We start from the raw sequence: 19,899 nt of genomic DNA, 5'->3' as shown, positions 1-19,899 counted from the left end.
TCGCTAGTCGCTAGTCGCTAGTCGCTGCTCATCATTCCACGGCGCGACTTTCAACAGCAACAGCATGCCGGGAATCGCCATCACGGCGCACAGCAGGAAGAAGCCGCTCCAGCCCATAGATTCCACCAGCCAACCGGTCGCCGCGTTGGCAAAGGTGCGCGGCATCGCCATTAAACTGGTGAACAGCGCAAATTGCGTTGCAGTGTAGGCCGGATGCGTTGTACGGGCGATAAAAGCGACAAAGGCGACCGTGCCCAACCCCACACCCAGCGCTTCGAGGCCAATCACCACTGCCAGTTGCGTGCGCTCAAGGGCACCGATCTCGCTGTGATGCCCGACAGAGGCGAGCCAGACAAATCCGAAAATCGCCAAAACCTGCACCACGCCGAAAATCCATAAGGCGCGGTTGATGCCGATTTTCACCATCCACAATCCGCCCAGCATGCCGCCGATCACCGCAGGCCAAAGCCCGGCGTTCTTGGCGATTAAGCCAATGTCCGTCTTGGAAAACCCCATATCCAGATAAAACGGCGTAGCAAGCGCGGTGCACAGGCTGTCGCCCAATTTGTAGAACAGCAAAAATGCCAAGATAAGCCCCGCGCTCCGCCACCCCTGCCGGTTGATAAATTCCCGGAACGGTTCGACCACCGCCTCACGCAAAGTTTTAGGGGCAGCGGCAATTTTTGGTTCCCGGATGATCAACGTCATCGCAATTCCCGGCAGCATAAACAGCGCCGTGATGATAAACACCAGATCCCAGGGCAGAAAATCCGCGAGGATCAGCGACAAAGACCCCGGCACGAGACCTGCGACGCGATAGGCGTTCACATGCACCGCATTGCCTAGCCCCAGCTCCGAATCCGACAAAAGTTCGCGACGATAGGCGTCCAGCACGATATCCTGCGTCGCGCCCAGCACGGCGAGCAGCGTCGCACACCAGGCGATGGTTGCGAGTTGACTGGCAGGCGAAAATCCGCCCATGCTGGCGATCACGGCCAAAAGGCCTAGCTGAGTCAACACCATCCAGCCGCGCCTGCGACCCAGCACCGGCAGCGCATAACGATCGAGAAACGGCGACCAGATGAATTTCCAGGTATAGGGAAACTGAATCAGCGCGAACAGGCCGATGGTTTTCAGATCAACGTGTTCGCTGCGCAACCAGGCGGGCAACAAATTGAACAGCAGGTACAACGGCAAGCCGGAAGAAAACCCGGTGAACACGCAAATCGCCATACGGCGGGTGAAAAGCTGTTTAAAAACGCTCATACGCCGCGCTGAAAACGATACACCGCCGTGCTGCCCAGCAAATTGGGCAGCAATCCCACCTCGACCCCGCCGGTCATGACACTGCGCGCGGAAATGCTCACGCAATACTTGCGGCAAAAACTCTCAAAATCATTGAGTGTGCACAGGTGAACATTGGGCGTGTCATACCACTGGTAGGGCAACTCGCGCGACACCGGCATATTGCCCAGCATCACGTTCAGGCGACTCTTCCAGTACCCGAAGTTAGGGAAACTCACGATCCCTTCACGGCCGACCCGCAGCATTTCCTGTATCAGCGCTTCGGTGTGGCGCGTAGCCTGCAACGTCTGTGACAGAATCACGAAATCAAACGTATTGTCCTCGAAGTCCGACAGACCGGAATCGAGATCGTTTTGAATCACGTTCACGCCGTTGGCGATGCAGGAAACGATATCCATATCGCTGATTTCCACGCCATAGCCGCGCACGGAGCGGGTCTCCTTCAGGTAGCGCAGCAAACTGCCATCGCCACACCCCAGATCCAGTACCGACGCGCCCTTCGGTATCCATGCGGCAATCGCGGCAAAATCGGGGCGTTCTGCGGCTAGTGATTCGATGCTCATGCGGTCACCTCGTGATAGACATTGGCAAGATACGCGCGCACCACGTCGAAGTAATGCGGGTGCTCCATCAAAAATGAATCATGCCCGTGATTGGAGGTGATCTCTGCATAACTGACTGGACGCTTGTTGTGCAGCAGCGGACGGATGATCTCGCGTGAGCGCTGCGGCGAAAAACGCCAGTCGGTGGTAAATGAAATCACCAGAAAACCCGCCTTCGCGCGGGAAAAAGCCTGATTCAGATTGCCGCCACTCAGATGCGCAGGGTCGAAATAATCGAGCGCCTTGGTCATTAGCAGATAGGTATTCGCGTCGAAATAGGCAGCGAATTTGTCGCCCTGATAGCGCAGATAGGATTCGATCTGAAATTCAACCTCGTAACCGTAGTTGTATTGTTCGGTGCGCAGGTTGCGACCGAACTTATCCGCCATCACATCATCCGACAAGTAGGTGATGTGTCCCAGCATACGTGCCAGTCGCAATCCCCGTGTCGGCACGACGCCGTGCTGATAATAGTTACCGCCGTGAAAATCAGGGTCGGTCAGAATTGCGTTGCGCGCGACGTCATTGAAAGCGATATTTTGCGCGGTCAGGCGCGGCGCACTGGCGATCGCCAGCACATGCGCCACCCGTTCAGGGAAAGCCAACGACCACTGCAACGCTTGCATGCCCCCTAAACTGCCGCCGACCACGGCCGCAAAACGACGAATTCCCAGTAGATCGGCTAGGCGCGCCTGAGATTCAACCCAGTCTTCCACCGTGATCACCGGGAAGCTCGCACCAAAGGGCTCGCCTGTTTCCGGATTGATCGAAGAGGGGCCGGTCGAGCCGTGGCAACCGCCCAGATTATTGAGCCCCAGCACGAAGAATTTATCAGTATTGATCGGCTTGCCGGGGCCAACCATGTTATCCCACCAGCCGATATTATTCGGCTCGTCCTCATAGCAGCCCGCTACATGATGATGGCCTGACAGCGCATGACAGATCAAAATCGCATTGGACTTGTCTTCATTCAAGGTGCCGTAGGTTTCATACACCAGCTCATAGCAAGGTAACACCGCGCCACTGCGAAAGGTCAGCGGGGTGTCGAATACAGCGCGCTGCGCTTTTACGATACCTATAGAATTAGCCAAAGCAACTCCAAATAAAAAACCCGTTTAGCTTAGCCAAAACGGGTTCCCTCGCTTTAGCTGGTATGTTTTAGCGACTATTGCAAATCCATGATTTTCAATAGTCGCCTGTGCCCCGCAAGCTGATGTCAAATCGGCACAGTACGAAGTTTCCGTGTTTTGGCAAAGGATGTCAATTTAAGCCCGCATTGGCACTAACGACATTCTCTGTTAACCACCCCTTTTTCAAGCACGCCAGGACAATGTGCCTACCCTACATAACACACTGATTAAAAAGAAAATATAAAGAGGATTATTTTGCAGCCAGCGCACAGGCGTCAAATACAATCCCGCCCCAGCCTGTCACGCTGAAATTGCGGATATTCTGATGATCCGTGCCATCAGGATGCTGCAATACATCGTCCCGATAGTACGCACCAAAGCAATCCAGAGTTTGCTGCTGCGACAGTCCGTGCAGACTGGCAAACGAAAACAACTTGCATGAACCGGAATTTGTACCCGCCTGATTGACCAGATTGCCATTGCGAAACGTCACGGGGGTAAATTCATACACTGCATCGATGACAGCCATCGTATCGGAAAACTCAATCTGCCCGGGGGTATTACGCAGTTTTTGTAAAAAATCACTCAATTTCATACGCCAGTTCCTTATTAAAAAATAAACGCTGTTATGCAGTTTGTGCATCAACAGCGCTCCAAATGCGTGGACAGGAAAATGATGCAGGTCTATGTAAGTGCTTATCCGACTACCGTGCAGTTGCGTCCTGATGCCTTAGCCGCATACAGACGGGTATCGGCCTGATGCAGCATCGCCTCGGTGCTGTCAAGATTTGCGTTGTCGGTCAGGCCGATGCTCACCGTCAGTTGCAGCGATTTACCCTGAGCCTGTATCGGTTGCGCTGCAACATGCTGACGCAGCCGCTCGGCATAGGTATAACCGGCGCGAAGGTCGCTGTCGGGACAAATCACCATAAACTCCTCGCCGCCCAAACGGCACACAACGTCCTGCTTACGGGCGGCCTGTTGCAAGCTGAGCGCCACCAGCTTGAGCGCCTCATCCCCTAGCTGATGGCCATAGTTGTCATTGACTGCCTTGAAGTGGTCAATATCGACCATCATGCAGCACACCGGACGTCCCGCCCGCATCGCAATTGCCCATTCCTGCTCAAGTCGTTCCATGCCGTAACGGCGATTCGGCAGACCAGTCAGCGCATCGGTCAGCGCCAGCGTTTGCAGACGCTTGTTGGACAGGGCCAATTCATCGGCAAACTGGCGCAATTGCAGACGGTCTTCTTCTTGCGCTTCCTGCATTTGCACGATGCGCTGCGCCGAACGCAACCTTGCGGCCAGCACTTTGGGATTGATCGGTTTGGAAAGATAATCGTTGGCGCCCGCTTCAAAGGCCTCAATCAGCCTGTCGGTACTCTCCTGTGCCGTCACGATAAACACATAAATTTTGTGCCACTCCGGATTTTTTCGCAGTTCTCGACAAAACTCAATGCCATCCATCTCCGGCATCATCCAGTCGCTGATGATCAGCTGCGGCACAGAGGCTTGGAGGCTCTCCAGCGCCTCACGACCATTACATGCGGTCGTCACGGTATGGCCAGATTTCTCCAACAGCGTCTTGTACAGCAGACGGATCGCGCGATCGTCATCGACCAGCAAAATGCGCAACTTAAAACCGACAGGTAAGCTGCCCGGCAATGCATCAAGCCCCAGCAACTCGCTTGCCATCGAGTCCGCGTTGAGCATTTCCTCGAAAGGCGGCAAAGCCGGCACGAAAATTCCCAGCAATGCACTCCATTCGCGCAGCGATGCAATCACCCGATCGCCGATTTCAATCAGCGTGCCGCTCTCAATACCGACCCGGGTTGCCAGCAGCATCAACCTTGGAATCAGCCGGTAGCGCTCACTCGCCTCCGCAGTGCAAACTGCGGCCAGCCGGTCTGAAAAATGCATCAATTGCAGCAAACGCCAGTTGCGCTCTCCCTCATGAAACTCGCTCGCTTCGGGCCGTTCGATATACAGACTGATTTCCTGAAACAACTTCGGCATGCCCCAGTCGGCTAACATACCTGCGGTAATTTGATTATGATCGATGCCAAAGGCGGCATGCTCCGCTTCCGTCAGATTATCTGCAGTCAGCACGCGGGCGTACTCTGCGGGGAAAACAGTGGCCAGCGCAAGACGACCGATTTTAGAAAGCAATCCGAGCAAAAAAGCCTCGTCGGCCACGCCGACTTGCATCTTTGCCACAATCTGCTGCGCGGCGATGCCGGTACAAACCGAATGCGCCCAGAACTTCTGATAATCGAAACCGGCGCAAGCGCCATGGCGGTGAGCGTCCACCAGCGACAGACTCAGCGCCAGCTGGCGCACCGACTTGATACCCTGTATGGTTACCGCGTCCGCGACAGAAGCGATGGGACGGCTGCCGCGATGGGTGAGCAGATTGGCGACTTTAACAATATTGCCGGCCAATGCCGGATCGCTACCGATCAGACGGGCAATTTGCCCGATAGTGGTGTCGTCACGGTCAGCCAGCTGAATGATTTGAAGCGCGACCCCGCGCGGTGAGGGCAAACTGCCGTGCGCCTTGAATGCTTCAAATTGCTGATCAACCACTTTGCTCATAGATCCCCGTTAAATCCGCACTCATTTCGCCCAGAGCCCAGAAGAATGCAAACGCCCCCGAAGCCGGCAGGCGAACTCAAGGATGAGCTACGTTGAACCGATCATATCTGAAGCAGCAGGCAAAAGAAAGCGCCGAGCATCACCCTACAGCCGCCTTAAACAGCGCAAGCGTTGTGATTCGGGCAACAGCATGATCAACGACAGGCAGCGGATACGTTTTGCCGACCAGCACGCCACAACGCTGCTGTTCAGCCGCCGGCATCAGCCACGGCGCATGGATCCACTTATCAGGACAGCCCGCCAGCTCCGGCACATAGCGACGAATAAAGCGCCCTGCGCCATCGAACTTTTCCGACTGCGTAACGGGATTAAAGATGCGAAACCAGGGTTGTGCGTCACAACCGGTGGAGGCCGCCCATTGCCAGCCGCCGTTATTGGCCGCCAGATCAAAATCGATCAGGTGCTGCGCGAAATAACGCTCACCCCAACGCCAATCGATATGTAGATCCTTGACCAAAAAAGAGGCCACCACCATACGCAGTCGATTGTGCATATAGCCGGAACCATTGAGCTGGCGCATCGCCGCATCAATCAGCGGATAACCGGTACGCGCTTCGCACCAGGCAGCGAATTTCCCCTCCTCATTCGGAAAACGGATGTCATTGAACTGCGCCTTGAAGGCGGCGCCTTGCCCGAGTTGCGGATGATGGTGCAACTGCATCTGGTAAAAGTCTCGCCAGATCAGTTCTGACAGCCATACCTGCCCACCCGCGCCACCTGAATAATAGGCAAAGGACGCCACACGGCGGATAGAAATCGTGCCAAAGCGCAGATGTACGGATAAATACGACACGCCTTTGACAGCAGGGAAATTGCGCGCTTCACCATAGGCATCGATGCGGCTGACAAAATTCTCAAATAAGGTTGCCGCACCCGATGCACCGGTTGGTAAAGCCTGCACATTAAGTTTTCCGGGTAAAAATCCTAACAATGCCAGCGCCGGAAAAGCTTGTGGGGCTGACTTAGCCAGCGATGAAAAATACCGTTCTACAGGATAGGCGCGCAGATAAAAATCATCCAACTTTTTAAGCCACGCATTCTTGTAGGGGGTAAATACGCTGTAAGGCGTGCCGCCGCCGGTTAAAATTTCCGATTGCTCGAAAATCACCTGATCCTTGTACTGATGGAAGTCGATGTCAGATAGCGATGCTGCCACCGCCGCATCCCGCCGCACCGCCAAAGGTTCATAGTCACGATTACAAAATACCGCCTGCACTTCCAATTCGCGCGCCAGATGCGGGATCAGCTCAACCGGATTGCCATGCAAGATTTGCAAGGTGCTGCCATGCTGCTGCAAGAGCGCATTCAATTCGTAAAGACTATGCCAGATAAACTCGACGCGACGATCGTGTTTATCGGACAACGCATCCAGTATCACGGTATCGAACACGAACACACAATGCACAGCCCGGCTATTTTTCAGTGCGTGATACAGGGCCGCATGGTCATCCAGACGTAAGTCGCGTCGAAACCAGCAAATCGAACGGTTATAGCTTTGCATAGAAATGTTATCGCTTTGTATTTGAATGGTCAGGTTAGCACCGCGCACCTGCCCCAGAGGAGTATTCCGAACAAAAAATCACGGCTGAAAAAGTCGGCATACCCCACCATCCCAACGCCAATTAAAAATGACCGATTTTGAGCCGCTCAGTGATCTTCTCAACGGATAGTGGCTTGCCATAGCAGTAGCCCTGAATAATTTTCGCACCGATTGAAGTCAAAAAATCTCGCTGCGCCAGCGTTTCAACGCCCTCGACCACGACTTCAACATTCAGGTTCTCGCCCAGCGTCAGGATCGTCTTCACGATAGCCGCATCCTGCACACTGTCAGGCAAGCCGTCCACGAAGCTTTTATCGATCTTGAAGCAGTTGATCGGAAAATTTTTCAAGTGGCCCAGCGACGAATATCCTGTGCCGAAATCATCAATGGACAGGGTGATGCCCAGCTCTCGTAACTGCTTCAGAACCGGCGCAACCTCACCGCCGCGTTCCAGTGCGCCTTCGGTCAGCTCTATCTCAAGGCAGTCAGCAGTCAGACCGTAAAGCGCCAAGGTTCGCTGCACATAATCCGCCAAACCTGAATCGAGCTGCGAAGGTGCGACGTTCACCGCGACCCTGGGATAAGTCACGCCACCGAGTTTCCAGGCCGACATTTGTTGGCAGACCGCCTTGATTACCCATTCGCCAACCTGATTGATCATGCCGAGTTCTTCTGCCAGCGGGATGAAATTCGCCGGGCTTAGGTAACCGCGCTCGGGATGTTCCCAGCGTATCAAGGCTTCCAGCCCGACGATTTCGCCCGTATCAGGTTTCACCTGCGGCTGATAATTCAGAACAAACTCATTTAAGCGCAGTGCACGGTTCAATTCGCTGACAATCTCAAATTTTTTCTTGCTCTCATCTGCCTGCAGCTCGGTGAAGAACGCATAACCGTTGCGCCCGTTTTCCTTGACGCGATACATGGCCGTATCTGCAGCCTTAACCAGATCCGTAGTGTTCTGGGCATCATCGGGGAAGAAGCTGATACCTACGCTCAAGGTCGGCTCCAACTCATGTCCGTCGATTAACAAGGGCTTACGCACAACCTCCATCATGCGGCGTACTGCTTCAGCCACGGAATCGGGGCCATCAACACGATCCATGACGAGCACAAACTCGTCTCCGCCCCATCTCGACAACAGATCCTCGTTTCTGCATTGCGACGAAATACGGGTTGCGATCGCCTTGAGAAACTGATCGCCTATCGTATGCCCCAGCGTATCGTTGATGATTTTAAAGCGATCCATGTCGATAAAGGCAACCGCCACCTTATGCCCACGATTACGGCGCGCCAAATCCAGCGTGTGATTCAAGTAATCGACAAATTTGGAGCGGTTTGCAAGCCCGGTTAACGAATCGTGATTAGCCAAATGGTACAGATGCTCTTCAGCCTGTTTGGCCTTGGACACATCGGAAAAAACAGCGATATAGCTGCGCAGATCACCCAACTCACCGAAGATGGCGGTGATACTGCCCCACTGAGGATAGATTTCACCGTTCTTGCGACGATTCCATATCTCACCCGCCCAGTAGCCACTGGCTTCCAGCGATGCGTACATCGCATCATAGAAATTCTGAGTATGCACACCCGAGCTTAACAATTTCGGCGTCTGCCCGATCATTTCTTCGGCGGCATAACCGGTAATCTTGATAAATGCACGGTTCACCGACGTAATACGCCTGTTTGCATCGGTCACCATGACAGCCTCTGATGCCGCATTAAAAATGACGTCACTGGTCTGTTTCTGATCGAAGGTCATGCTTTGCTCAGTACTTTCCCTAAACACCAGCACAGCGCCGCTCAGTTTGCCATGGTCTGTCATCTGGGTGCATGAATAGTCAACGCGGATCGCACGCCCCTCCTTGTGACTGAAATATCCAGTCGCACTGACGCCAACTTCCTTGTTTAAGTTCTGCGCAATCAGCGGGCAGTCACATGGATAATCGTGCGAGGTATCAGCATCCCGCGCATGAAACAGCTGGCAGCAGCTTTTGCCCGCCAGCTCACTGCCTCCCCACCCCAAAATCTGTCTGACTCGTTCATTCGTATAAACAATTTTTCCATCCGGGCTGATGCTGACTAGCCCGTCACCCGCGGCTTCCAGTATCTTGGCGTTACGCCTGTGCAAGTCCTCAATTGCCAGCTGATAGGTGTGGCGCTGCGTGACATCGCGTCCGTTCGCGACAATTTCAATGGCGCCGCTTCTGGGATTGATAATGCGCTTTAACGTGTATTCAATCCAAACCGTTTTGCTGCGGTCATGCTGCGATCGGAACAGTAGCGTCTGTGCCTGATCCGTACTCCCCATCAACAACAGCGCGTTCTGAAATGTGACGCAGTCTTCAGGCATGATGAAGTCCGTGACAGCACAGCCTGTCATGTGTTGCGCCGAAAATCCGAATAGACTCTGACAGGACGGCGACAGAAAAATATAGACTCCGTCAAGATCGAATCTGGCGATCATGTCGCTGGAATTGTCGGTCAGGAAACGATAATTTTCCTCGCTTTGCTCCAACGCGTGATGCGTCAGCACTTCGATCAGGGCGAGCGCCAGCGAATTGGCAGCATCAATTTCCATTTGCGTCCACTGCGGCGACTTATCGCGAAAAATTTCAACCCAGGTGGCAAACGACTCGCGCGGCGAAATCGTCAGGCGACCCTGCTCATTTTTGACGACTTTGTCGGGATTGCCGGCCCACTTGATCGTCTTGGTAATTTCATTCCTGAACCAGGAGATGTAGCTGTGCATGTTGCGATCAAGCGGCGCGATCATCAGTCCGCACGCGACTTCCTGATAAACGCCTAAATTCGGATAAATTCCCGACAGATTGTCCGTCTGAAATACACCCTTTGGCGACATGGTTTTGAGCCAACTTTCAATATCGAGCATCAGCTCATCGCTCGGCGTACTGCCGATATGATAACGGTTACCGCCCAAATTGATGATCGCACCATCGGCATGCACCAGAGATAACAGCTCCGCATCGAAAATGTCGATCACCGACCCGATGTCGCAGTTCTGCCTGATTTTCTCAGTCAGTTTTTCCAGCAACTGATGAATCTGGTCATGAAACTGAACCTTGCGGCCATTTTCAAGGTTGGAAAGTTTCAGTGAAACCGTCTTGCCGATAAATTCATCAAGCTCGCGTACACGCATGGAAATGTATTTCGGTTCGCGATGATGGCAGGCGATCAACCCCCACAAACGGTCGTTTTGTATTAGCGAGATGCTCAGCGTCGCATTCACGCCCATGTTGCGCAGATACTGAAGATGCACGGGCGAGAGTGCGCGCAGACTGGAATAGGTCAAATCCAGCGGCTCGGAGTCCTGCGATTGGATTTGGACCGGAATCGCATCGACATCCGAGATCATGCGCACCAGATTTTTTGTGTAAAGACTTCTGGCCTGAGGCGGAATATCAGCGGCCGGAAAGTGATTCCCCAAATACGAACCGATGTCGTCCGCACGGCTCTCAGCAATCACCTCGCCATCCCAGTTATCGTCAAACTGGTACATCATCACACGGTCATAGCCGGTCAGCAACCTGACCTGTTCGACAACCTTCTGTGTATAACGAAAAAGATCCACTTCGGCATCGAGCTGCCATAAGGAATCTCTGATCGGAATAAATAATTTGTGAAACAAATCATCACGATCACTTTCATCCGGCTCGATTTCTATAATCCAGCATTTACCCGTCCGTGACACCTGAGCATCAAGACTGAGCGTCCGTCCGCCCCGGGTGATCTTGAATGTCGTGATCGCCGTACGACGCCAGTCTTCCAGGCCGATCAACTGACGTATGCTCAACGCCTGTGTCTCTCCCACCAACGAGGAGAAAGTCTTTCCCAACAACGTTGAGGGAGTCAAGTCAAACCACTCGCTCACATTGTCGCTGACATGGGTGATAATCAACCCGTCATCATTGAGCGCCAGCAAAAGTCCGACAGGCTGGATTTTCCCCACCTGATGAATGGCTTCGCGCTCGCAATTTTTCAGCGCCTCCTCTACTTCAGGAGCATTAGCAATCGGCTCGGTGGTAAGCATTGAGAACCTCCTCAAAACGATTAAATGTCAACAGTGCCGCAGCCTCTGCTGCCTGACACTGCCTCTCGTCGCCTCCTATGGATTCTGCAAACAGGCAGAACTGCTGCCAGTTTTCTTGGGTAACATTCCCATATCCATTAAAAAATCTTGCACCCTGTGTCAAGCCGTGCTTATCAAACAAGTGTCGCGATATCACCTGCCCGCCCAGCGTTGCACCCTCAACCGGATACAAAACACCAATCAACTGCCCGATACCGGTTATTTCCGGAAAATCAAGCTGGGGAACAGGCCGATGCACATGTGGATTTTCATTGAAAAATTGCAGATCATCCACAAGCCACGGAAGCTTCAACCTGACGGAATAATCAAATGGCGTTCGATTTACCCTGATAAACTGTTCAATACGCATTTCAAGCAGCTGATACAGATGATAGTAAGCAACAAGCACGGTGCGATAGGCTGACAACGAATACGCCCGTCCGGCTAGACCCGCCAGCAGGGGATGATGGTTGAGGCGCACATGACTTGCGTGTGAAACCGCTCTCAGGCGCACTTGCACGATGTGGTTCATTGCGTTTATCTTCACTATCCGTGTGTCATTTCTAACACCCAAAAAATTCATGACTGCGGGACGAAACGGGAACTTATCGCGACTCTGTAGGAATTTTCCTAGTAGCGAGTTTTACGCTTAATCCTGACTCGCGTCCAACTATTTCACCGCAGGTGATGCAGCTGTTTTTAAAGCGCCCCGCAAACATGCAGATCAGCAGTACAAATTAACCAGTAGCAGCCGCAGTCGCATGGCGGAAATACGATCTTGCTTTTGCCATGGACGGCTGTAACCAATACGCTTTTCAATCCATTTTTCAAATGAACGGCGCGGCGAAATCATAATGTCGCCCTGCTGATATTCAACAGGTTTATGCGGGTTACCCCCCCATTCAACCTCATGCAAAATTTCCCTGCGAAAAATAAAAATACTTAGCAACTCGCGCCGGCGTGTCATCAACCTGAACGCCAGCACCCCCGCAACAGGAACCAGCGCGTGTATCGCATGCCCGATGCAATCGCACCCGTTGATCAGCTCATCACCTTGACTCTCGAGCCACTCATCGAGCAATTCCAATTCATACAATGCCGGAACTTCACCTGCCACCCCCCAGACATCGCCCTGACATACAGCCAGCCCACAGCCATCAAACTGCGCCATTACAATGGATGAAATTTCGGTAAGAGCCGATAACGCATGACCATGCCGCAACAATGCCCTACGTATGGTATTTAGCCTGTCCGTCAACTCATCGTTAAAGCGCATTTGCAAGCGTACTTGCCAATTGGAGATCTCCAGGCTGTAGTGACTCGCCTCCCTCGCCGCCAAACATAAAGTCACCAGGGGCAGATTGCGCGGTCGAGCGTGATGACAAGCGATCAGCCCCCACAACACGCCGCCCGCCACAATCGGAAAAGACAACGATGCGCTCACGCCCATGTTGGCCAGATAGCGCAAATGCATGGGAGACACGCTGCGCAGATCTGACCAGGTAAGATCGGGCGGTGCGCTACCGTTACTGCATAATGAAACAGCCTCTGCCTGGCAGTCCTGAATCAGCCGCCAGGGATTTTTCATGTAGAGTGCACGGGCAATTGCCGGAATATCACTGCCGGGAAAGCGCAACCCCAGATAACTGCCATAGACCGCTTCACGGCGCGTTTCAGCCAGCACTTCACCATCGCCATCGCCATCATCACGAAACACATAAACCATCACCCGATCAAACCCCGTCAGTTCGTAAAAACGGGCGGAAATTTTTTCATGCAATGCCTGTACTTCGCCGTCATTGGCAGGGGGCCTGACCGTTTGCTGTGCAAACTCGACCGCATCAACGCGTACCGTATGTGGAATCAATTCAACGATAATGCTCGCGTTGCTGCGGATCACGACTATATCGAGCGGCAACGGACCAATACTATCCACCGCAAATAATTCGCAACGACTCCCCGGCACTTGGGGTAGCGTTGCAATAACGGGAAATAGCACAGCGCCCAGTTCATCCGACAAGGTATCGCCAGCACGAAGGGGTGTAGTTACAAATTTCTCGATCTGCTCACTCACATGACTCATGCTCAGATGCACATCAAGACAGAGCAGTCCGCCATGCGGCTGAATCGCACCTGAATAAGCTAACGGCTCAGCTTCGCAGTGCGCCATCCAGTCGGCATCCTTCACTCTTCATCAATCCCGCTTGCATCAGGCACCTTGGCTTGTGTACTTTTGGCCCGCACCGTCATCAACAAGCCCAGCCGGGTCGGCCTGCGATAAGTCAACTCAACCGGAATATCAGCTGCTCTTTCAACCGGCTTGGCCTCAGTCCGCGGCCTCCCTCTGGAGATACCCCAGCAACGATTTTTCCGGTCAGGATCCGTTGAATTATCGGACATGTGATTTCCTGTTACTGATAAATAGTTCGACAAATTGGTTGGGATCGACAGGACGGCCAAGCAGATAACCCTGCCCACTCTGACAGCCCATTTCGCGGAGCATGATCAGTTGATCTTCAGTTTCGATACCTTCAGCGATGGTCTGCAACTTGAGCGCGACACTCACGCCATGAATTGCCGTAGCGATTCCTTTGTCGCTTTCATCCGTCGTGATTCCGTCGATAAACTGATTCGGTATCTTCAAAAACGAAATCGGGAAGGATTTCAGATAGGATAGTGAGGAATAACCAGTACCGAAATCATCGATTGCGATGGGGATCTCTTCAAGTTCGATTTTATGCAATTTGACCGAGATATCCTCGCTGCTGTTGACCAATGTCCGTTCAGTGATTTCAATCCCCAGCGAGCCTGAGGGCAGGCGGTGCTTTTGCAATTGCCTCGTGATAATCGCAAGCAGCGGCTGACGTGCCAATTGACGGGGCGCCACATTCACAAACAAGGTGCCGGGCAATGGCGTATCCGCTTTGCGCCACAGGTTCAATTGCCGGGCAGCCTGCTCGATCACCCATTCACCCAACTCGAGAATCAAATCGGACTCTTCGGCAATCGGGATAAACTCATCCGGCCCGACAATGCCGAACAAACTGCTATGCCAACGCAACAAAGCTTCAGCGCCGATCAGTTCGCCGGTTTGCAGATTGAATTCCGGCTGATAAACCAGCTTCAATTCATTGGCGTCAATCGCCTTGTGCAGTGCATTACCAATCTCGATGCGATGATTGATTTTTTCCTTAAGATCCGAGGTGAAAAACTGGTAGCTGTCCTTGCCCTTGTCTTTGGCCTGATACATCGCCGAATCGGCATTTTTAGTCAGCGTCTCAATATCTTCAGCATCTTTCGGATAAACCGCAATCCCGATACTGGCAGAGACAAATACCTGCTGCTCCTTGATCAGATAAGGTTTGGAGACATGATCCAGAATGCGCTGAGCGGTATTGGCAATCTGCGTTTCGGACACATCATCGAGCAGCACGTTGAATTCATCGCCACCGATTCTGGCGACTGTATCCTCAGTACGGACACATAGCCCGAGTCGCTCGGCAACCTGTTGCAACAGGACGTCGCCGTAATCGTGCCCTAGGTTGTCGTTTACATTCTTGAAATTGTCCAGATCGATGAACATTAACGCAAAGGTACCCCCGTGGCGCTGAGCACGTGCAAACGTTTGCGCCATCCGCCCTCTGAGCTCATTGCGGTTGGGCAGCGAGGTCAGCTCATCGTGAGCGACCATATATTCCAGTCGCCTCTGCGCGGCCTTGATCAGCGTAATATCGGAGAAAATAGCGATGTAATTGGTCAAATGGCCGTGTTCATCGCGTAGCGTGTGTATGGTCAGCCATTCAAGATAATGCGTGCCATCCTTGCGCCGGTTCCACAATTCACCCTGCCACCAGCCGTGCTGATTGATCTCCTGCCACATGGCGCTGTAAAACGTGTCTTCATGCTTCCCTGAGCTTAACAAGCTCGGATTCTTGCCGATCACATCCGCTTCATCGTAGCCTGTCATTCTGACAAAGGCATGATTCACTTTAATGATATTTTGGTGACTATCGGTAATCATCAGACCTTCACTGGCCGCATCAAAAAACTTGGTCGTCAGCTTCTTCTGTTCATCGAGTTCGCGACGTGCGGTGACGATAATCACCTGACTGCACACGGCACCGACCGAGCCTTTTTCGTCATTGATCGGGTAACAGATAAAGGATAACCAGTGCTGTTGATCACCGATCAAGATGCGTTCTTCCGCCTCGACGCGATTTTTTTTGTGCAGCACATCAAAGTGCAGCTTTTCAAACAGCACTGCGATACTTTCAGGGAATATCTGCGTATCGGTATTACCGATCGCGCTGCCCGGCGTCAACGCAAAGATGCTTTCAAAAGCATTGTTGACGAACTGGTAGCGACCTGCCGGATCTTTGATGCTGATCAGCATAGGAGAATTCTGCATCACACCTGTCAGGCGATCTTTGCTCGACAGAATTTCCTGTTGCGCCTCCATCAGTTCGGTCTGATCGATGAAGGTGACAATCACACCACCCAAAGTCTGATCCTGCGAGGTATAAGGAAAACACAGCACGTTGTAATGTTTACCGCCAAAACTCATCTGCTTTTGCCGCTTGATGCCGTCTGACATGGCAAGCTTAGCCGTCTCAAGCACGTCGATAACCGGAACCGCAAGGCCCGGAATGGACTTGCCCAGCGTGTGGACGCTAAAACCGAACAGACTCGCGGCTTCTTTGTTGTAACGCTGCAAGCGCAGCTCCTGATCGAGCAGAATCAGCGAAAATCCCGTACTGTTTTGCAGATTTTCAAGTTCCGTATTTACCAGACTCAGTTCACCCCCTTTGACGATCAACTCCTCATTGACCGTGGTGAGCTCTTCATTCGTGGACTGAAGCTCTTCGTTGGACGCTTCCAGTTCTTCATTAGACGATTGCAGCTCTTCATTGGCCGCTTGCATCTCTTCATTGAGCGCCTGCAACTCCTCGTTTGATGTCTCCAGCTCTTCGATGACCGTTTGCAAATGCTCCCGGGTGGCGATCAATTCATCTTCCAGCTCACTGCTGTTGACCGGCATCCTGTCCTCAGGATGAACTTCACCAGGTTCTGCCGTCAGCGAAATAAAACTGATCAAAAACAGCTTCTGGTCATCGCGAGAGGCCACCGGATGCACTTCGATCTGCACACTCAGACCAGCACTATGCTTGACCGGCCTGATCCGGCCCATCGCATTCGTGCGTTTGAGTTCAGCGTGGTGAACCAGCGTCTGAACTTCAGTACGCCATTCCCGGCGCAGCAACTGCGCCAAATTCATCTCTAGCTTGCCAGCTGGAAAATGCAGATAACTCTGCATGTCGCCGTGTACTTCGACGATATCCATTTCACGGTTGATCAGCACGCTGGGCGGCGCATATATTTCAGACAACGCTTTTTGCAGGCGACTTTCCGGCTTGCGCGATGTGCGCTCAGCGATCGTGATCGGCTGCTTTACCCCCGCTTCCTGACTGGTATAGAGCGGGATCGGAATCATCTGATCCTTGGAAGCTACCCTTACAAAAATGCGCGCCTCCTTGCTGACCGGTGAGAACAGATTATCCTGATGCACGATGCTCTCAGACTTACCAAGGAACAGATACGCGGCAGGACGCAGCGCAAAATGGAAAATCGACAACACTCTTGTTTGCAACAACGGCTGAAAATAGATCAGCAGATTGCGACAACTGACCAGATCCAGCCGTAAAAACGGCGGATCGAGCACCAGATCCTGACGGGCAAATACCACCATATCTCTTATCGGACGGGCAATTTCATAAGTATCCGCGTGTTTGCTGAAATAGCGCGCGGTGGTGTCTGCGCTGACTTCGGTGAGCGAACTTTCGTTATAGATGCCCTTGCGTGCAACCGCCATCGCGTCCATGTCAATATCGGTGGCAAAAATCTGAATGCGATAATCACTCAGTTTGCTGCCTAAAATATCCGATAGCAAAATCCCGATGGAATAGGCTTCCTCGCCCGTCGCACAGGCAGGCACCCAGATACGGATCTCATCGCCAGTCTGTTTCAGGGCGACGATGTCCGCCAGTATTTTGCGCAAGCCTTCAAAACTATTGCGGTCGCGGAAAAACGCGGTGACCGAAATCAGAATATCTTTGCTAAGCTTATTGAGCTCATCCGGATTTTTGCTGCAATAATCAAAATAGGCCGCCAAATTATTCAGCCGGTTAGCCGCCATGCGGCGCTCTACACGACGAGACAGCGTGGCTTCTTTGTAGCCCGAAAAATCGATTTTGGAGTGCTTGTACACCATCTGCAACAAGCCCTTCATGGTCGCCGGGGCGTTCTCCTGCTTGGTTGCACGGTTGATCAGCCCGTGTGCACGTGCAATCGCAGTGATTTCCTCTGCGATGCCCCGGCAGGTCAGCACCCATTCAACGCAACCGGTGCTGATTGCCGCCTGCGGCATTCCGCTGTATTTGGCAGCTTCAGGGTCCTGTGCAAATGTAAAACCACCCGCCGCCTTGATCGCAGCAATACCTGCCGCGCCATCGGAACCCGTCCCTGACAGAATCACGCCGATAGCGTCCTCGCCTTTTTCTTCGGCCATCGAATTAAACAACGCGGTGGCCGAGGGCTTGGGCATCACGGTCTTGCCCGGCACCAAAAGCCGCATCACGCCGTCTTTCAGGATAATGTTCCAGTTGGCCGGCGTAACATACACCACATTGGCCAGCGGAATTTCGCCGTCCTCAGCATCCTTGACCAGCATGGACGTTTCGCGCGCGAGCAGGGGCACCATCATGCTGCGGTGGGTCGGCGATAAATGCTGCACGACAATATAGGGAACCCCGAGATCATCCGGCAGCGATCCGATCAAATCGGACAACGCCTCCAGCCCCCCAGCTGACGCGCCGATACCGACAATGAAATTGCGCTCTTCAACCGGTGCCACAGGAATTTCCGCTTTTACCGCCGGCTTGCGGGGTTTTCTGGGTTTTTTACTGGCCATTTCGGCTATAAAATTGCGCTCTTCTGCCGAAGAATCGATCGGTAATTCAGCTTTTTCCTTGATACGACGAATGACGGGCAGAACAACGCCGGTTTGAGCTTTGGTCATAATGAATTGAAGCGATTGAAAGTGTCGGCATCGTAACTGAGGTTTTTCCTGCTAGATACTGGAGAAACCCTTGTTTTACCATAGGGGATTCCCTTAGGGAACTTTTTAACTGTTACTTAGGGTTCGGATGATCGCTAATGCTCTGCCGTTATCCAGTGCGTTGCGTAACGTATCAAATCGGCGCCGTCTTTCAATTGCAATTTGGCGCGTATGTTTGCTCGATGCGTCTCTATCGTTTTGATGCTGCGGCTAAGTAAACGGGCTATTTCCTGACTGCTGTGGCCAGCCCCTATCAGATGCAACACCTCAAACTCACTGGGCGTCAGGCTGTTGATCAGCAACTCTGCCTGCGAATTGCCCGTCACGAAGCGATCCATCAGCTTGGTATACATAGGCTGACTAAGATAAAAATTACCTTTGAGCACTTCCCGTATCGCTGCAATGAGCACGCCCCCCGGCTCCTGCTTCATCACATAACCCCTCGCACCCGAACGCAGCGCTCGCTCGGCATAAACCGTCTCATCGTGCATGGAGACTACCAGCACAGGCATGGCAGGAATTAAAATATGCATGCTTTTGATCAGCTCGAAACCCGACAGGGTCTTGAGTGACAGATCCACCAAAACGATGTCCGGATGATATTCAGACTCGAGCAGCGCGACCGCCTCACCGCCGTCCTCGGCTTCGGCGAAAACCTCCATATCCGCCTCCGCATTGATCAGCATTGCCATACCATGCCGCAACATGGCGTGATCATCCACCAGCATCACCTGCGTCTTCAGCATTGAGTCACCCTCCCCGTATGTCCACCCGCACTTCCGTTCCCCCTTCGGCACGAACTAAGAACACCAGCGTTCCTCCCAACGCCTGGGCGCGAGAATGCATGATCTTAACCCCCATCCCGCCGGCCGCGCATTCTGCTGTTTTTGCGAATCCGCACCCATCATCAAATATCGACAAACGCAGACCCGCGCTATCGGAGGCTAACAGGAGGGTCACATTTTGCGCACGGCCATGTCGAATGGCATTACTGACGGCTTCTTGCGCAATCCGGTAAAGATTGAGCGTAAGCGCTGCATTGTTAAGCCGCACATCAGAGGTGGCGCATACAAACTCGCAAACGATCTGATAATGACTCACCGCTCTTGCTGCCAATGCCTGTAATGCCGTCATTAGCCCGCGGGCCTCCAGCTCAAACGGCAACAACCCCTGCGCCAGTTGTTTGCATTCCATCACCGCACTTTGCGCCTGCATTGCGATTGACGCGGCAAATTTTGCAGTATCCGCACGGTCTGCTGACAAGATCATTTTTTCCAGCGCACTCGCCTGATACGCAATCGCCGCCAGCTGCTGGCCGAGATTGTCATGCAACTCCTGCCCAAAAGAACGCAGTCGATCCTCCTCCAGCGCAATAGCCTCACCATGCTTGGGATCAGTAATATCCGGAATCAGCACAAAAACCCCCGACATTTGAACACCTTAAAGGTGCGAATAGAGTGCACCAA

At 52.9% G+C, this 19,899-nt stretch carries 13 protein-coding genes; all 13 read right to left on the bottom strand.

Annotation, left to right across the window (positions count from 1 at the left end; genetic code table 11):
- Positions 1-3: 3 nt before the first annotated feature.
- The 13 genes from GALF_RS00635 to GALF_RS00575 all read right to left on the bottom strand — a co-directional run bounded on the left by GALF_RS00635 (position 4) and on the right by GALF_RS00575 (position 19,864).
- Positions 4-1,266 carry an AmpG family muropeptide MFS transporter gene (locus GALF_RS00635; RefSeq protein ID WP_013292114.1) on the bottom strand — a complete coding sequence of 421 codons (1,263 nt, stop codon included), beginning with the start codon at positions 1,264-1,266 and terminating at the stop codon, positions 4-6.
- On the bottom strand, positions 1,263-1,868 hold the full coding sequence (gene metW / locus GALF_RS00630) for a methionine biosynthesis protein MetW (RefSeq protein ID WP_013292113.1): 606 nt from the start codon (positions 1,866-1,868) through the stop codon (positions 1,263-1,265). Before metW ends, GALF_RS00635 begins: the two co-directional genes overlap by 4 nt.
- Positions 1,865-2,998, bottom strand: coding sequence for a homoserine O-succinyltransferase MetX (gene metX, locus GALF_RS00625; protein ID WP_013292112.1), 1,134 nt, complete (start codon positions 2,996-2,998; stop codon positions 1,865-1,867). Before metX ends, metW begins: the two co-directional genes overlap by 4 nt.
- Positions 2,999-3,287: 289 nt before the next feature.
- Positions 3,288-3,632 (bottom strand): HopJ type III effector protein, encoded by a 345-nt coding sequence (locus tag GALF_RS00620; protein WP_013292111.1) that lies wholly within the window; start codon positions 3,630-3,632, stop codon positions 3,288-3,290.
- Positions 3,633-3,733: 101 nt separating this feature from the next.
- Positions 3,734-5,632 (bottom strand): diguanylate cyclase, encoded by a 1,899-nt coding sequence (locus GALF_RS00615; protein ID WP_013292110.1) that lies wholly within the window; start codon positions 5,630-5,632, stop codon positions 3,734-3,736.
- 139 nt (positions 5,633-5,771) lie between these two features.
- Positions 5,772-7,193, bottom strand: a complete 1,422-nt coding sequence (locus GALF_RS00610; RefSeq protein WP_013292109.1) for a cryptochrome/photolyase family protein — start codon at positions 7,191-7,193, stop codon at positions 5,772-5,774.
- A gap of 121 nt (positions 7,194-7,314) precedes the next feature.
- Positions 7,315-11,280, bottom strand: a complete 3,966-nt coding sequence (locus GALF_RS00605; protein ID WP_013292108.1) for an EAL domain-containing protein — start codon at positions 11,278-11,280, stop codon at positions 7,315-7,317.
- Positions 11,255-11,851 carry a biliverdin-producing heme oxygenase gene (locus GALF_RS00600; RefSeq protein WP_013292107.1) on the bottom strand — a complete coding sequence of 199 codons (597 nt, stop codon included), beginning with the start codon at positions 11,849-11,851 and terminating at the stop codon, positions 11,255-11,257. The genes GALF_RS00605 and GALF_RS00600 overlap by 26 nt, the downstream gene beginning before the upstream one ends.
- Before the next feature lie 192 nt (positions 11,852-12,043).
- Positions 12,044-13,507, bottom strand: coding sequence for a GAF domain-containing protein (locus GALF_RS00595; RefSeq protein ID WP_041937923.1), 1,464 nt, complete (start codon positions 13,505-13,507; stop codon positions 12,044-12,046).
- Complete coding sequence (locus GALF_RS00590; RefSeq protein ID WP_013292105.1) at positions 13,504-13,719, bottom strand: hypothetical protein; 216 nt, start codon at positions 13,717-13,719, stop codon at positions 13,504-13,506. The genes GALF_RS00595 and GALF_RS00590 overlap by 4 nt, the downstream gene beginning before the upstream one ends.
- Positions 13,709-18,394: an EAL domain-containing protein gene (locus tag GALF_RS00585; protein WP_013292104.1), complete on the bottom strand. Its 4,686-nt coding sequence runs from the start codon at positions 18,392-18,394 to the stop codon at positions 13,709-13,711. Before GALF_RS00585 ends, GALF_RS00590 begins: the two co-directional genes overlap by 11 nt.
- Before the next feature lie 134 nt (positions 18,395-18,528).
- Positions 18,529-19,179, bottom strand: coding sequence for a response regulator (locus GALF_RS00580; RefSeq protein ID WP_013292103.1), 651 nt, complete (start codon positions 19,177-19,179; stop codon positions 18,529-18,531).
- 4 nt (positions 19,180-19,183) lie between these two features.
- Positions 19,184-19,864: a sensor histidine kinase gene (locus tag GALF_RS00575; RefSeq protein ID WP_013292102.1), complete on the bottom strand. Its 681-nt coding sequence runs from the start codon at positions 19,862-19,864 to the stop codon at positions 19,184-19,186.
- Positions 19,865-19,899 lie beyond the last annotated feature (35 nt).

This window comes from Gallionella capsiferriformans ES-2, from assembly GCF_000145255.1.
Classification (GTDB): Bacteria; Pseudomonadota; Gammaproteobacteria; order Burkholderiales; family Gallionellaceae; genus Gallionella; species Gallionella capsiferriformans.
The sequence above is the reverse complement of the archived record's forward strand: the minus strand, read 5'-3'. Positions and strand labels throughout refer to the sequence as shown.